The organism is Frankia canadensis (assembly GCF_900197875.1).
GTDB lineage: Bacteria > Actinomycetota > Actinomycetes > Frankiales > Frankiaceae > Frankia > Frankia canadensis.
Map to the genome: position 1 here is coordinate 1 of NZ_FZMO01000290.1, position 14,760 is coordinate 14,760.

12 protein-coding genes and 2 tRNA genes are annotated in these 14,760 nt (G+C 72.6%); 5 read left to right on the forward strand and 9 right to left on the reverse strand.

The genetic code is table 11. The annotated features are described in order from the left end of the window. Nucleotides 1-90: 90 nt before the first annotated feature. Both ndk and C1A33_RS20820 read right to left on the reverse strand, forming a co-directional pair. A complete protein-coding gene (ndk, locus tag C1A33_RS20815; protein ID WP_101833100.1) occupies nt 91-504 on the reverse strand; it encodes a nucleoside-diphosphate kinase in 414 nt (137 codons plus the stop codon). A 103-nt stretch (nt 505-607) separates the two neighbouring features. Next, nucleotides 608-2,128, reverse strand: coding sequence for a glutamate ligase domain-containing protein (locus C1A33_RS20820; protein ID WP_101833101.1), 1,521 nt, complete (start codon nt 2,126-2,128; stop codon nt 608-610). Between the two features lie 154 nt (nt 2,129-2,282). On the opposite strand from C1A33_RS20820, the gene C1A33_RS20825 reads away from it, so the two are divergent. Then, nucleotides 2,283-3,587: a bifunctional folylpolyglutamate synthase/dihydrofolate synthase gene (locus C1A33_RS20825; protein WP_101833102.1), complete on the forward strand. Its 1,305-nt coding sequence runs from the start codon at nt 2,283-2,285 to the stop codon at nt 3,585-3,587. A gap of 161 nt (nt 3,588-3,748) precedes the next feature. Here C1A33_RS20825 and clpX read toward each other — a convergent pair whose 3' ends face one another. From clpX to C1A33_RS20850, 5 genes are all read right to left on the reverse strand, one after another. After that, complete coding sequence (clpX, locus tag C1A33_RS20830) at nt 3,749-5,038, reverse strand: ATP-dependent Clp protease ATP-binding subunit ClpX (RefSeq protein WP_101833103.1); 1,290 nt, start codon at nt 5,036-5,038, stop codon at nt 3,749-3,751. 490 nt (nt 5,039-5,528) lie between these two features. Next, complete coding sequence (locus C1A33_RS20835) at nt 5,529-6,215, reverse strand: ATP-dependent Clp protease proteolytic subunit (RefSeq protein ID WP_101833104.1); 687 nt, start codon at nt 6,213-6,215, stop codon at nt 5,529-5,531. Nucleotides 6,216-6,275: 60 nt separating this feature from the next. After that, nucleotides 6,276-6,917, reverse strand: a complete 642-nt coding sequence (locus C1A33_RS20840) for an ATP-dependent Clp protease proteolytic subunit (RefSeq protein ID WP_101833105.1) — start codon at nt 6,915-6,917, stop codon at nt 6,276-6,278. 276 nt (nt 6,918-7,193) lie between these two features. Continuing rightward, a complete protein-coding gene (gene tig / locus C1A33_RS20845) occupies nt 7,194-8,708 on the reverse strand; it encodes a trigger factor (RefSeq protein WP_101833106.1) in 1,515 nt (504 codons plus the stop codon). Nucleotides 8,709-8,763: 55 nt separating this feature from the next. Then, nucleotides 8,764-8,836, reverse strand: a tRNA-Pro gene (locus C1A33_RS20850). Nucleotides 8,837-8,883: 47 nt separating this feature from the next. Between C1A33_RS20850 and C1A33_RS20855 the strand changes: the two genes are divergently transcribed. Beyond that, nucleotides 8,884-8,957, forward strand: a tRNA-Gly gene (locus C1A33_RS20855). 438 nt (nt 8,958-9,395) lie between these two features. Beyond that, nucleotides 9,396-11,369, forward strand: a complete 1,974-nt coding sequence (locus C1A33_RS20860; RefSeq protein WP_207770406.1) for a class I SAM-dependent methyltransferase — start codon at nt 9,396-9,398, stop codon at nt 11,367-11,369. A gap of 106 nt (nt 11,370-11,475) precedes the next feature. On the opposite strand, the gene C1A33_RS35875 is transcribed toward C1A33_RS20860, so the two are convergent. After that, on the reverse strand, nt 11,476-12,000 hold the full coding sequence (locus C1A33_RS35875) for a hypothetical protein (RefSeq protein ID WP_207770407.1): 525 nt from the start codon (nt 11,998-12,000) through the stop codon (nt 11,476-11,478). Nucleotides 12,001-12,250: 250 nt separating this feature from the next. Here C1A33_RS35875 and C1A33_RS20870 point away from each other — a divergent pair, with 250 nt between their 5' ends. After that, nucleotides 12,251-13,114, forward strand: a complete 864-nt coding sequence (locus C1A33_RS20870; RefSeq protein WP_101833107.1) for a L,D-transpeptidase — start codon at nt 12,251-12,253, stop codon at nt 13,112-13,114. Nucleotides 13,115-13,163: 49 nt separating this feature from the next. Then, entirely contained in the window at nt 13,164-13,730 is a 567-nt protein-coding gene (locus C1A33_RS20875; protein WP_101833108.1) for a DUF3291 domain-containing protein, read from the forward strand. A 22-nt stretch (nt 13,731-13,752) separates the two neighbouring features. Here the strand turns inward: C1A33_RS20875 and C1A33_RS20880 are convergent, their stop codons facing one another. Further along, nucleotides 13,753-14,754: a beta/alpha barrel domain-containing protein gene (locus tag C1A33_RS20880; RefSeq protein ID WP_423748114.1), complete on the reverse strand. Its 1,002-nt coding sequence runs from the start codon at nt 14,752-14,754 to the stop codon at nt 13,753-13,755. Nucleotides 14,755-14,760 lie beyond the last annotated feature (6 nt).

Genomic DNA, 14,760 nt, shown 5'->3' on the forward strand with positions numbered 1-14,760 from the left:
GCCCGGAACTCACCCGCAGGTGATGAGTCGGCGGCGTGGCCCGCCGGAGCGCGGCGCCCGCCGGCCGCGCGACCGGCGGGCGGGCGAGGCTCAGCTCAGGCCGGGGAAGAACAGGTCGATCTCGCGCTTGGCGGACTCGGGCGAGTCCGACCCGTGCACGAGGTTCTGGCCGATCTCCAGCGCGTAGTCCCCGCGCAGCGAGCCCGGCGCGGCCTTGACCGGGTCGGTGGCGCCGATCAGCCCGCGGGACGCCTCGACCGCGCGCGGCCCCTCGGCGACCAGCGCCACCAGGGGGCCCGAGGTGATGAAGTCGACCAGCTCACCGAAGAACGGCTTGGACGCGTGCTCGCCGTAGTGCGTCTCGGCGACCGAGCGCTCCAGCGTGCGCAGCTCGAGCGCGACCAGGGTGAGCCCCTTGCGTTCGAGCCGGCCGATCACCTCTCCGACGAGGCCACGGCTGACGCCGTCCGGCTTGACCAGGATGAGGGTGCGCTCGGCGGACACGGTTCTCCTTCTCGATCAGTGACGTCGTCGTCCTCGGGAACCCGCGGGCCCCTCGTCAACTTACAGGGTGCCCGCGTCATCTCCATGGCCGAACCGGGCCTCCTCAGGAGCGCAGCAACACCCGGGCGCGACCCACAACGGGTGCCGAACCCGTCACCAGGACACCCGCGCCGCCCAGGTCCCCGTCCTCCTCCGCGAGGCGGACGGCGTCGTCGATCGCGTCGTCGAGGCGCACGGCGACCTCCACCCGGTCCGCCCCGAACACCCCCGCCGCGACCGCCGCGAGATCGTCGACGGGCAGCGCCGCGGGCGTCACGCCCGTCGTGACGACAACCGTGGACAGAACCGGTTCGAGGGCGGCGAGCAGGTGGGCGGCGAGCGCCTCGTCGCCCTCGACGGCCAGCACGCCGACGAGGACCTCGAAGGTGAACGCCTCGTCGAGGGCGCTCGCGAGGGCCGCGGCCGCGACCGGATCGCCGGCGACGTCCAGCACGATGGACGGGCTGCGGCGCACGACCTCGAGACGGCCCCGGCCGTCCACCTGGGCGAGCCCCGAGCGGAGCGCGTCGATGTCGAGCTGGTTGCGCCCGCCGCCGAGGAACGCCTCGACGGTGGCGAGCGCGACGGCGGCGTTGTGCGCCTGGTGCGCGCCGTGCAGCGGGAGGAACAGCTCCTCGTAGGTACCGCCGAGTCCCTTCAAGGTGATCATCTGGCCGCCGACGGCGACCCGGCGGCCCACCACGCCGAACTCCAGGCCCTCGCGGGCGACGGTCGCCCCGACCGCGGCCGCCCGGCGCAGCAGCGCCCGCGCGGCCGGCAGCGACTGCTGCGCGAGCACGACCAGCACGTCGGCGCGGATCGCCCCGCCGACCGGAGCCGCGATCCGCTCCAGCGCCGCCGCCTCGCCATCCCCACCGCCGCGGGCGTCCCCATCGGCGGGAGACCCTCCCCCAGGGCGGACATCCCCGTCGGCGCCGAGGGACCCACCGTCGCCAGCGGCAGCGCGCCGCATCGGCTCCGTGCCGTCCGCGAGTACGCCGGCCTCGTCTGCGTCCGCCTCGGACACGGCCAGCGGCGTGATCGCGGCGACCGGCCCGTCGAGCAGGTCGGCCAGGTCACCGAGCTCGGTCGCGCCGTCCCAGCCGGACTCGACGACGGCCAGGTCGACCGGGGCGTCCGCGAAGGCCGCGAAGGTGACCGCGGCGAGCAGCTCGAAGGCGCACAGGCGCCCGTCGTCCTCGATCAGCGGCAGGTAGGGGGCGATGTCGTCATAGGCGCGGTCGAGCACGTCCGCCGGGATCTGCGCGCCAGCGAGCCCCACCCGCGCGGCGGCGCCGAGCCAGTCGGGCGAGCGCAGCGAACCGGCGCGGATGCCGAAGCCGTCGAGGAGCGCGGTGATCGCCGCGACGGTCGAGCTCTTGCCCACCGACCCGGCGACGACGATGCTCGGGAACGCACGCTGGGGATGGCCGAGCAGGTCCAGCAGCCGGCGCAGCCGGGGCATCCCGGCCGGCCGCGCCACCCCCAGCCGGCTCGCGTACGCGGCGGCGAAGGTGGGCACGCCCTCCCCCGCCGAATCGGTCGGCCCGGCCGTGATGCCGGCGTTCGCGGCGGCGCCTGTCACAACCCTGATCCTACGAGTCCGGACGACCCCGCCTCCGCGGGCGGGCGGCCGACCGTGTCACCTGCCTCATTCGCCTCCGCGAGCAGATCAACCGACTCGTCCGGGTTGCGCGAGTCGCTACTGTCGTGCGGGGTGAAGGAGGCGGGAACAGCTGGTGACGTGGACGTACGAGGCGGCGTGCGCCGCGCTGGCCAGGTCGGTGGACCTGGAGAAGCAGGCGATCACGAGCGAGCCGCCGGTGCCGAGCCTGGCGCGGATGCGGGAGCTGGCCCGCCGGCTCGGTGACCCGCAGCGCCGGTTCGACCTGATCCACCTGACCGGCACGAACGGCAAGACGTCCACGGCACGCATCGCGGCCGCGCTGCTCGGCGCCGCTGGGCTGCGCGTCGGGCTCTACACCAGCCCGCACCTGGAGCGTGTCAACGAGCGCCTGGTCGGCGACGGGGTGCCGATCGACGACGACGCCTTCGCCGCCTGCGTCGGCGCGGCCGTCGACGCCGCGGCGCCGATGGCCGAGCGGCCGACCTTCTTCGAGCTGCTCACCGCGGCCGCCTACCACTGGTTCGCCGAACGCGGTGTCGACGCGGCGGTCGTCGAGGTGGGCCTGCTCGGGCGCTGGGACGCCACCAACATCGCCGACGGCCGGGTCGCGGTGATCACCGGGATCGGCGCTGACCACCTGGACTACGCCGGCAGCCTCGCGGGTGTGGCGCGGGAGAAGGCCGGCATCGTCAAGCCGGGCGCGCGCCTCGTGCTCGGCGAGATCGAGGCCCGCTTCGACGACGTGTTCGCCGCCGCCCCGGCGTCGCGGGTGCGCCGCGGCGGTCACGACTTCGCGATGGACGACGCCCACCCCGATCCGGCGGGTCGGCGGGGGGACCTGCGTACGCCGCTGGCCCGCTACGACGGCGTGCTGCTGTCGCTGCATGGCGCCTACCAGGACATGAACGCGGCCTGCGCGCTCACGGCGGTGGAGGAGTTCCTCGACCGGCCGCTGCCCGACGCCGTGGTGCGGGAGGGCCTGGGCGCGGTGCGGGCGCCGGGCCGGCTGGAGATCGTCGGCGATCGGCCGCTGGCCGTGCTGGACGGGGCGCACAATCCGGCGGCGGCGGCGGCACTCGCCCGCTCGCTCGCCGAGGAGTTCCCCGACCGGCGGTGGACCGTCGTCTACGGGGCGCTGCGCGGGCACGACTTCGAGGGCACCCTGGCGGAGCTGCCCGCGGACCGGATCGCCGCCCTGGTGTGCTGTGAGCCGGACTCGCCCCGGGCGATCCCGGCCGAGCAGGTCACGGCGGCGGCCCGGCGGCGGGGAATCGTCGCGGACGCCGTGCCGCCCGTCGCCGACGCGGTCCGGCTTGCCATGGAACGGGCGGCGAGCAGCGGAGCGATCCTCGTGACCGGGTCCTTCTACCACCTCAGCGAGGCCCGCAGGGTCCTGGCTGCCGTCACGCGGCCCTGACACTCCCCAGCGGGCACGCGACCCCGGCTCTCCAGCGACGCGGCCCCGTCACCACGACGGACAGCGGCCGTCTGCCGTGCCGCCGGCGCTCGCCGCTCAGGCAGGCGCCGCCGCGCGGCCTGGGCAGGCCTCGCCGCGCCCCGGGCAGGCCTGCCGTCCGCTCAGGCGGACTTCTCCTGGCGGGGAGCCCGCTTGGAGGCGACATCGCGGGGCACGATGGTCGGGTTGACGTGCTCGAGAACGACCTCCCGGGTGACGACCACCCGGGCGACATCCTTGCGGCTCGGGATGTCGTACATCACCGAGAGCAGCACCTCCTCCATGATCGCCCGCAGGCCGCGGGCGCCGGTGCCGCGCAGGATCGCCTGGTCGGCGATGGCCTCCAGGGCGTCGGAGGTGAAGTCGAGGTCGACGTTGTCGAGCTCGAACAGGCGCTTGTACTGGCGGACCAGCGCGTTCTTCGGCTCGGTGAGGATGCGGATCAGCGCCTCGCGGTCGAGGTTCGACACGCTCGTGATGACCGGCAGCCGGCCGATGAACTCGGGGATCATGCCGTACTTCAGCAGGTCCTCGGGCATGATGTCACCGAAGACGTCCGAGGAGTCCGGGTCGTCCTTGCCGTGCAGCACCGCGCGGAAGCCCAGCGACTTCTTGCCGATCCGCGACTCGATGATCCGGTCGAGCCCGGCGAAGGCACCACCCACGATGAACAGGACGTTCGTCGTGTCGATCTGGATGAACTCCTGGTGCGGGTGCTTGCGCCCGCCCTGCGGCGGCACGCTGGCCGTCGTGCCCTCGAGAATCTTCAGGAGGGCCTGCTGGACACCCTCACCCGACACATCTCGGGTGATACTGGGATTTTCGGACTTCCGGGCTATCTTGTCGACCTCGTCGATATAGATGATCCCGGTTTCAGCCTTCTTGACGTCATAGTCCGCGGCCTGGATGAGCTTGAGCAGTATGTTCTCGACGTCCTCGCCGACATACCCGGCCTCGGTCAGCGCGGTGGCATCGGCGATGGCGAACGGCACGTTGAGCATCCGGGCCAGCGTCTGGGCCAGCAGGGTCTTGCCGCAGCCGGTCGGGCCGAGCAGCAGGATGTTGCTCTTCGCGAGCTCGACCTCGCCCTTGGCGCCCTCACCGCCCGCGGTTCCGCCGGCCTGCACCCGCTTGTAGTGGTTGTAGACGGCGACGGACAGCGTCTTCTTCGCCGTCTCCTGGCCGACCACGTAGCCGTCGAGGAACTCGTAGATCTCCCGCGGCTTGGGGAGCTCATCCCACTTGAGCTCGGAGGACTCGGAGAGCTCCTCCTCGATGATCTCGTTGCACAGATCGATGCACTCGTCGCAGATATAGACGCCAGGGCCGGCGATGAGCTTTTTCACCTGCTTCTGCGATTTGCCGCAGAACGAGCACTTGAGCAGGTCACCGCCATCACCGATGCGTGCCACCGAGGACTCAGTCCCTTCGTCCAGACGATGGTGTCGCCTGCGTGTCAGGGGCGGTTGACACCGCCCGGTCGTCGCGTGTCTGCCTGCAACCATCCCCGTGGGGACGGTACCCCGCCGAGCGACCCGGTGAGTGCCCTATCGCTCGGCTCATACCGGTCAGCCTACGGTCACCTCGGCCGTCCTCGCGCGTCCACGCCGTCCTGTTAGGCCAACGCGTCACGCGAGTGGTCGCGCTGGCCGAATTCGCACCCGTCGGCGCGTCGCACATGATATTTGCCCGTGATGACCGGGGTTGGGCGGAGTCGTCACGTCGCCCAGGTGCCCCTGGCAGGGCGGCGGCGCCACAGTGGACGCCGCAGCGGACCGGCCCGCCGCGGCGCACGGTCCGCCGGGGCCCCGGGCGGGTAGCCGTGTCCCGGGGCCGGCACCTGTACACGGCCGGCCCCGGAGCACGCGTACCGCCGCCCGGTCATCCGCCCCTGCGGGCGGCTCAGTTCGTGGTGGCGAGCCGCGAGGACTTGCGGGTCTTGATCACCTCGTCGATGAGACCGTAGTCCTTGGCCTCATCGGCGCTGAAGATCTTGTCGCGCTCGATGTCCTTGCGGATGTCCTCTTCCTTGCGGCCGGTGTGCGTCGCGAGCATCCGCTCCAGCAACGAGCGCATCCGCAGGATCTCGCGGGCCTGGATCTCGATGTCGCTGGACTGGCCCTCGCCCGACGCGGACGGCTGGTGGATGAGGATCCGGCTGTTCTCCAGCGCGAACCGCTTGCCCGGGGTACCCGCCGCCAGCAACACCGCCGCCGCCGACGCCGCCTGGCCCATGCAGATCGTCGAGATGTCCGGCCGCACGAACTGCATCGTGTCGTAGATCGCCGTCAACGACGTGAACGACCCACCCGGCGAGTTGATGTAGATCGAGATGTCCCGATCCGGATCCTCCGACTCCAGGAACAACAACTGCGCCATCACGTCGTTCGCCGACACGTCGTCGATCTGCACACCCAGGAAGACGATCCGCTCCTTGAGCAGCTTCGAGTACGGGTCCATGCCGTACTCGCCGCGCGACGTCTTCTCGATGATGTTCGGCAGGACGTACCGGCCCTGCGGCGGAGTCGCGGCGGCGGCCTGGCGGGCCTGCTCAAACCGCAGCTGCTGGTAGAGCGTCTCGTGGAACATGGTGGCTGCCTCCGGAAACGGATGACGACGGTGCGATCCGGGGTGAGCGGACGGAGCCGCTCAGCTCACCGGGCCTTCGCTGGGGACCTGGCGGGCCTGCTGGACGACGTGGTCGACGAAGCCGTAGTCCTTGGCCTCCTCGGCGGTGAACCACCGGTCCCGGTCGGAGTCGCGCTCGATCTGCTCGATCGGCTGGCCGGTGTGGAACGCGATCCGCTCCTGCATCATCCGCTTGGTGTAGAGCATCTGCTCCGCCTGGATGGCGATGTCGGAGGCGGTGCCGCCGATGCCACCGGAGGGCTGGTGCATCATGATCCGCGCGTGCGGCAGCGAGTACCGCTTGCCGGGCGCGCCCGCGCACAGCAGGAACTGGCCCATCGACGCGGCGAGCCCGAGCGACACGGTGGCGACGTCGTTCTCGACGAACTGCATCGTGTCGTAGATCGCCATACCGGCGCTCACCGAGCCACCGGGCGAGTTGATGTAGAGGAAGATGTCGCGGGTCGGGTCCTCCGCGTTGAGCAGCAGCAGCTGCGCACAGAGGGCGTTGGCGATCGCATCCTCGACCACGGACCCGAGGAAGACGATCCGGTTGGCCAGCAGACGGTTGAACACCTGATCGTCGAAGGCTGGTCCACCCTGGCCAGGCGAACGGAGCTCCGGACCCGGAACGGGCAGGCGCGGAACTGCGAGGTTACTCACGGTCAGCTCCTCGGCTTCCTCACATGGGGCGGCTGATTGACCGGCTCGACACTATCTGTGACACGCGCGAGTTCCGGCCGTTCAGGCTCGATGTTCGCGCTGGGCGTGAGGACCGGCCGGTTCGGACGGACGGCCGGCGACGGCCCGCGACCTTCGGCGACGGATCGTCGCCGCGGCGCGGCCGCAGGATCCCCCTGCCCAGCCATCCCGTACCCCGGGGAGCACACCGGCCCTCGGACCAGGTCCGAGGGCCGGTGGCCCGGATGACGGGAACGATCAGATGTCGCGGTCCCCGGCGTCGCCCGTGGCGGCCTCGGCCGCTCCCGGCTCCGCCTGCGCGGTGGCGGGCTGCGCGGTGGCGGGCTGCGCGGTGGCGGGCTGCGCGGCCTCGGCGGCCTCCTCGGTGCCGGCCGGCGCGTCCTCGGCGGCCTCGTCCACGTCGTCGGCCTCGGCGGCCTCGTCCGTGTCGGGCGCGGGCCGGGCCGGCAACGCGAGCTCCACCGGCGCGCCGGAGCCGTCGACGACGGTGGCGTTCTCCAGCAGGAGGAACAGTGCCTTCGTCCGCAGCACGTCGGCCATCAGCGCCTGCAGGCCCTCGCCCTGGGCGAGCTGCTGCGCGAAGACGTCGGGCTGCATCCCCGACCGCTGGGCGCGCATGATGACCTGCTCCATCAGCTCACCCTGGTCGATCCCGATCGACTCCACGTCGATGACCGCGTCGAGGATGAACTGCGAACGGATCGCCTTGCCCGCCGACTCGCGGACCTCGGCGTCAAACTCCTCGGCGGACTGGCCGAGGGTCTCCAGGTAGGCGGCGCGGTCGGTGCCGATGTGCTCCAGCTCGTGGGACAGCCGGTGCTCGCGGGCCTCGATCTCGCCGGTGAGCAGTGAGTCGGGCACCGGCACGTCGACCCGCTCGAGCAGACCCTCCAGCAGCTTCTCCCGCGCCTGGCCGACCTGCTCGGCGCGCCGGGACTGCTCGAGCCGCTGGCGCACGTCCGCGCGCAGCTCGCCCAGGGTGTCGAACTCGCTGGCGGTGGTGGCGAAGTCGTCGTCGAGGGCGGGCAGCTCCTTCTCCTTGACCCCGCGGACCGTCGCGGTGACCTCGGCCGGCTGGCCGGCCTGGTCACCGGCGAGCAGCTCGGTGGTGAAGGTGCGCGACTCGCCGTCGGCGGCGCCGATGATCGCCTCGTCCAGACCCTCGACCAGGTTCCCGCTGCCGACCTCGTAGGACAGCCCGGTGGCCTCGGCACCCTCGACGGGCTTGCCGTCCGCCTCCGCGGACAGGTCCAGCGAGACGAAGTCACCCGACTGGACGGGCCGCTCGACCGGCGTGAGCTGGGCGAAGCGGTCACGCAGCGCGCCGAGCTGCTCCTCTACCTGCTCGTCGGTGACCTCGACCGCGTCCACCGTGACCGTCAGGTCGGAGAACTCGGGCAGGGTCAGCTCGGGGCGGACGTCGACCTCGGCGGTGAACACGAGGTGACCGCCGTCAGCGAACTCGGTGATGTCCACCTCGGGCCGCGAAAGGACGTCGACCTCCTCGGCCTGCACGGCCTCGGAGTACAGCTGCGGCAGCGCCTCCTGGACCGCCTCGTCGAGGATCACTCCCCGACCGAGCCGCTGGTCGAGGATGCGCGGCGGAACCTTGCCCGGCCGGAAACCCGAGACCCGTACCTGGCGGGCGAGCTTGCGATAGGTGGCATCGAGCGAGGGCTTGAGCTCGTCGAAGGGCACCTCGACGGTGAGCTTGACCCGGGTCGGGCTGAGGGTCTCCTTGGTGGCCTTCACGGCGCGGCGGTCTCCTGGTACGACGTTGGACGGGGTGACACGCCGAGGCTATCGGTCGGGGCGGGGAGACTCGAACTCCCGATCTCCTGCACCCAAAGCAGGCGCGCTAGCCACTACGCTACGCCCCGAGGCGTCGCACGCTTATCCTACGGGGTAAGCTCGCACCGATCACCCCGCGGGTGTAGCTCAATGGCAGAGCCCCAGCCTTCCAAGCTGGCCATGCCGGTTCGATCCCGGTCACCCGCTCCATCGCCGGACGCCATCCGGCCGCGGTTTCGCCGCGGCCGGCGGCGTTCCGCCCCCGCGTGTCCTTCCGCGCCGCCTCATGCGCCAGACGTCCCGCCCGTGCCGCGTGACCTGGGCCGCATCCGGGTCGGCCGCGTGTCGACATCCGCCTCCCGTCCCGTCCCGCGGGCCCTCGGACGCGGACGCCCGCGTGGACACCGGCGGACGGGCATCGGCCGCCCGGTCTCGCACCGCGGAACCCGGGGGCACCCCCATCGACATGCCCCGCTGGCATGCCTGCCGCGCGTGTCGTGGCCACCGATCCGGCACAGCCCGCGCGACCAGCGGGACGCACCCACCGCATCCCGCCTCCCATGCGCTGAGTCACAGTCGACGGCGGTACTTTCGGGGCTCCCCCGTCCGTTTCCACGTCCCACCCGGTGCCCGAGGAGTGCGTTGCATATGGCCCTGAATCGCCGTGGCTGGCTCCCCGTGGTCGTCGGGGTCGGCATCGGGCTGAACACGGCCCGCCTGCGCGGTCGTCTGCACGCCATCGACGTGGTCCCCACCGAGGTGAGCGGTGCGGCGGCGGTCGGGCCCGCCGGGACCGCCCCCACCCGTCCGGAGGAGGCGCGCGAGCGGTCCCGCTACGTGCTGCTCTCCGCCGCGGGCACCCGCCTCACCGCGGGCCAGCGGCGCGCGGCCGAGGAGCACGCCCGGCGCAACGGCCTCGACGTGCTCGACCTCGTCCCGGCGAACCTGCCGGCACACCGCGTCCTCGACCTGGCCCGCATGGTCGATCCCGCCACCTACCGCGCCCAGCCGCTCACCCGCGGGCGCGGCGCCGGGCTGGCCGTGCTGATCGACCAGGAGGTGCTGGCCCGCATCGGGCTGGCCACAGCCGACCAGCCGCGCTTCCACGGCCGATCCGAGGTGGGCGACCTCACCGAGGCCGAGCTGGTCGCGATCGTGCAGCTGGGCAAGCGGCACGCCGCCGCCAGCACCGACCTCGCGGTGCTGCCCGGCCTGCGCGGGCCGGGCGCCGGTGCCGGTGCCGGCGACGCTCGGCTGTCCGTGCAGCAGACCGCCTATGCCTGGGAGCCGGCCCGGCGGGTACTGCCGGCGCTGCGCGACGGCGCCCTTCTGCTCGGCGCGGCGAGCAATCCGTCGGCGACGCTGGGGGCGCTCGCCCTGTCCTGGGTGCAGCCCGCGCTGGTCGGGGGCGGGCATGTGCGGGTGGATCCCGCCGCGCTCGGCCGCAGCCTGCTCGCCCGCCGCCAGATCGCCGTCGCGCAGGTCCGCCACGCCCGCGCCCGCGCGCGGGAGTTCCTGGGCGAGCCACAGCCCACCGTCACCGAGGCGGCGGGGACGAGCCGGCTGGTCGTGTCGGTCCGCCCGGCGGCCGCCGACGTCGACCGCGCCCGGCCCGGCTATCAGGCTGATCTGGCCGTCGGCGTCGAGCGTTTCCTCGAGGACCGCCGCGACAGCTGCCCCTGGTGCGGCGGCCGCGACCTCACCCTGCGGCTGCGCGGGCGCGACGTCGCCCAGCGCAAGCCCGGCGAGTTCCAGTACGACCGGTGCGGGGACTGCGGCCATATCTTCCAGAATCCGCGGCTTTCACCCGACGGCCTGGAGTTCTACTACCGCGACTTCTACGACGGCCTCGGCGGTGCGGCCCTGGAGGAGGTCTTTGGCTACAGCGTCGACCCCTACCTGCAGCGGGCCCGCCAGCCCATTGCGACGCCGCGGCGGTGGCTGGACGTCGGCGGAGGTCACGGGCATTTCTGCGCCATGGCGAGAACCGTCTGGCCGGCGACGAGCTTCGACGCGCTGGACATCGGCGCCGGCATCGAGGAGGCGGCCCGACGACGCTGGGTGGACCATGCCTACCGCGGTTTCTTCCCCGACCTCGTCGCCGAGGTCAAGGGCCGCTACGACATCATCAGCATGTTCCACTACCTCGAGCACACCCGAGACCCACTGACCGAACTGGACGCCGCCGCGGCGGCGCTGGAGCCGGGCGGCCATCTGCTCATCGAGGTCCCCAATCCGGACAGCCCGGCCGCCCGCTGGTACCGCAGCCTGTGGCCCGGCTGGCTGGTCCCGCAGCATCAGCACCTGATACCCGCCGCGAACCTCGTGGCCGCGCTGGAACGGCGTGGATTCGCGGTGCCCGAGCCCGTCTTCGGCGAGGTGCACCAGAAGGGCGATCCCGTGATGGCCGTCTACGGCCTGCTGCAGACGCTCGCGCCGTCACCCTCAGTCGCCTGGCGGGCCCCCGCCAGTCCCGGCCGTGGCCGGGCCGCACGCGCCCTGACGGCCGGGGCCCTCGTCCCCGCCTTCGTGGCCGCGCTGGTCACCGACGAGGCGACCCGCCCCTACCTGACCACCGGCACGCGCGCGAACGCCTACCGCATCCTCGCCCGCCGCCTCTAGCCCACGTCGCGAGTCCAGATCGTCGCCGTCGGTCGCTGCGGCGGGCCGTGGCAGCGTTCTGGCGACGTCGCGGCGGCCCGTGTCGCGCATTCGGCGACAAGACGGCTCAGTCCCAGCCCCAGTCGTCCTTGCGGTCCTTCGATCCGCGATCGGGGTGCCCGTGGCCGGATGCCCCGTCCCTGTCCCGCGGGCCCTTGTCATCCCAGGAGTCCTTGCCGTGCCAGGAGTCCTTGCCGTCCCAGGAGTCCTTGCCGTCCCAGTCGTCCTTGCTCCAGGAATCCCTGCCGCGCGCGTCCTTGTCCCGGGAATCCCTGTCCCGGGAATCCCTGTCCCGGGAATCCCTGTCCCGGGAATCCCTGTCCCGGTCGTCCCTGTCCCGGTCGTCCTTCTTCCAGGCGTCCTTCCAGTGTTTCCACCAGTCGTCCTTCGACCAGTCGTCGCCGGACCCGCCGTCCTTGTCCGGCCCGCCGGAGACGCGATTCCACCAGTCGTCCTTCGACCAGCTCGACGGCCACCAGTCCTTTCTCGACCAGTCGTCCGACCAGCTTCGGGGCTGCCTGGCCGGCGCCTCGGAATCGTCCGCGCGGGCGCTCGGCGCCACCGGTCCGAGAGTCACGAAAAGGGTCGCCACGGTCGACATCGTCATGATGAAGACCCGCGTCACACCAGGTCTGGACACAGTTCCCCCGTCTGTTCGCCGGATTTCCCGTCTCACCGCCGGACACCCGCCGGCCGAAACCGTGGCCGAGCCTAACCGCGCCGCCGCGCCACGCCCACACGATCACCGGGCCCCGTCCGACGATCGACAGCCATGCGGGGCAGGCAGGCCACGGCGACCGTCGGTCACCTGAAGTAGCCTGTCGGCGACGGAGGGGGTTCGGATGGTCAGCACCATGGCGACGCGCCGAACGGCCGTCCACCTGCCGGACGCCGATCCAGACCGCGCGACACGACGAACGCGACCACGCGGAACCGGCCGCCACCGATGCGCCTGCGGTCCGCTCGCCGCAGGCCTGCTCGCCGTCGAGATGATCGCCGTCGGGATGCTCTCGGCCTGCGCGGGCGGCGACCCACCCGCTCCTCGCCCGCCCACGACGACGACGCCCGCCGCCCACGCGCCCCGCCCCACGGCGGCTCCGGCCGCGGGGCGCCATCTCGTCGCCTGGGCGGTGAACCCCGAGATCACCTGGTACGCGGACCCGAACCAGGACACGGCACGCGGCCGGCTGGCCAACCCGAACGAGCAGGGTGCCCCGCTGGTCTTCGCGGTCGTGCGGCGGTGGGCCGACTGGCTCCAGGTCCTGCTGCCGGTGCGGCCGAACGGCTCGCGAGGCTGGCTGCGCGCGGCCGACGTCCGCCTGAGCGAGACGCCGTACGCGCTGCGGGTCGATCGCGCGGCGCATCGCCTGACCGTGCTGCGTGACGGTGCCGTCCTCGCCCGGCTTCCGGTCGGCATCGGTACGGGCACCACACCCACGCCATCCGGTGAGTTCTACCTGACCGAACTGCTCCGCCCGTCGGATCCGGCCGGGCCGTGGGGGCCGCTCGCCTTCGGCCTGTCCGGCTTCTCCGACGTCATTACCAGCTTCAACGGCGCGGATGGCATCATCGGCCTGCACGGCACGAACCGTCCGGACCTGGTCGGGACCGATGCCAGCCTGGGCTGTGTCCGTCTTCGTAACGAGGACATCATAAAACTGGCGGGAATGGTGCCGGTCGGCACCCCGGTGGCCATCAGCCCGTGATTGCGCGTCGTTCCTGGCGGATGGCGGGGGACATCTCTAGGCTGCTTTCATGACGGGTTACCATCTGGCCCAGGTGAACATCGCCCGAGTACGCGCCCCGCTCGACTCCTCCGCGCCGGATGACCTCGTCGCCGGGCTCGCGCCGGCGGCCGACACCGGCGACGGCCAGCCCGGATTCGTCTGGCGGCGCACGCCCGGTCCCAGCGCGACGGCCGTGCACACCTTCCGTCTCGGTTCGGCCGCCCAGCTGACCGCCATCGTGAACCTGACGGTGTGGGAGTCGGTGGACGCGCTCGCCGACTTCGTGCTTCGCCAGGGGCATGGCGCGTTCCTGCGCCACCGCCGGGACTGGTTCCATCCGACCGACCGGGCGACGAACGCGCTGTGGTGGGTGCCCGTCGGGCACGAGCCGGGTGCCGAGGAGGCCGAGGAGCGGGTCCGGCACCTGCGCACCCACGGGCCGACGGCCACCGCGTTCACCCTGCGGCTCACCTTCCCGCCGCCTGATCGGCGGATCTCCCTGGTACCGGGCGGGGGCGCGCGGGTCGCCGCTGCCCCGGCCGGGGGTGAGCCGGCAGGCCCGCCGGCCGCACGCAGCCTGGCCACGGGCGGCTGACCGCCGGCGGCCCGGGGCGCCCTCACGACACGGGCAGGTCGTCCCGTGCGCCGAGGTCGGCGACGTCGAGGTCGGCCCAGCCGGACAGGATCGTTCCGAACACGGACGGATCCTCGCCCCGGTTCCAGAAGGCGGTGGCGGCCTGCACGGCGACCGCGCCGGCCCGCAGGTACTCGGCGACGTGCCATCCCTCGCCGATGCCGCCGACACCGACGACGTCGACGGTGTCCGGCAGCAGGCGGCGCAGCTGGCGGACCTGGCCGAGGCCGATCGGCCGCAGTGCCGGGCCGCTGAGCCCAGCCAGTTCCACGTCGATGACGGGCCGGTGACCGGCGTCCAGGACGAGGGCGTTCGGGAACGTGTTCACCGCGGTGACGAACCGCGGCCCGGCAGACCCGACCAGCCCGGCAGACCCGACCGGCCCGGCCGCCGCGAGGTCACCGAGCAGCGCCGCGAGCTCGCCGAGCGCCGCCGGATCGGAGAACGGCGAGATCTTCACCCCGTACGGGACGGCCGGGGCGCCCTCGGCGGCGCGGGCACTCAGCGCGTCCCCGACGGCCGCGCAGATCGCGGCCGTCTGGTTCGGGTCGAAGCAGGCGATCCGCTTCTGCGCGCCGCCGTCCCAGACGTTCGGGCAGGCGAGGTTCACCTCGATGAGGTCGACGCCGGTCGGTGCCACGGCCTCGACGAGCTGGCGGTACTCGGCGACGTCGAACCCGGCGACGCTCACGACGAGCGGCTTGCCGGCGGCGTGCGCGGTCGACACCATCCGCGGCAGGTGCTCGGCGTAGTAGTCCAGCCCACGGTTGGGCAGGCCGAGGGCGTTCACCGAGTACGACGGGCCGGGCCAGTAGACGTTGCCGGTGTTGCCGGCCCGTGCGTGCACCGTGATGGACCCGACCATGACCGCCGCGACCGCGCTGCGCGCGAAGGCCTCGACGTCGGCCATCGACTTGCAGGTGCCGGCCGCGTTCATGACCGGATGTTCGAGGTCGATGCCGGCGAGCCCGGCCAGCGCAGTCATGCCGCC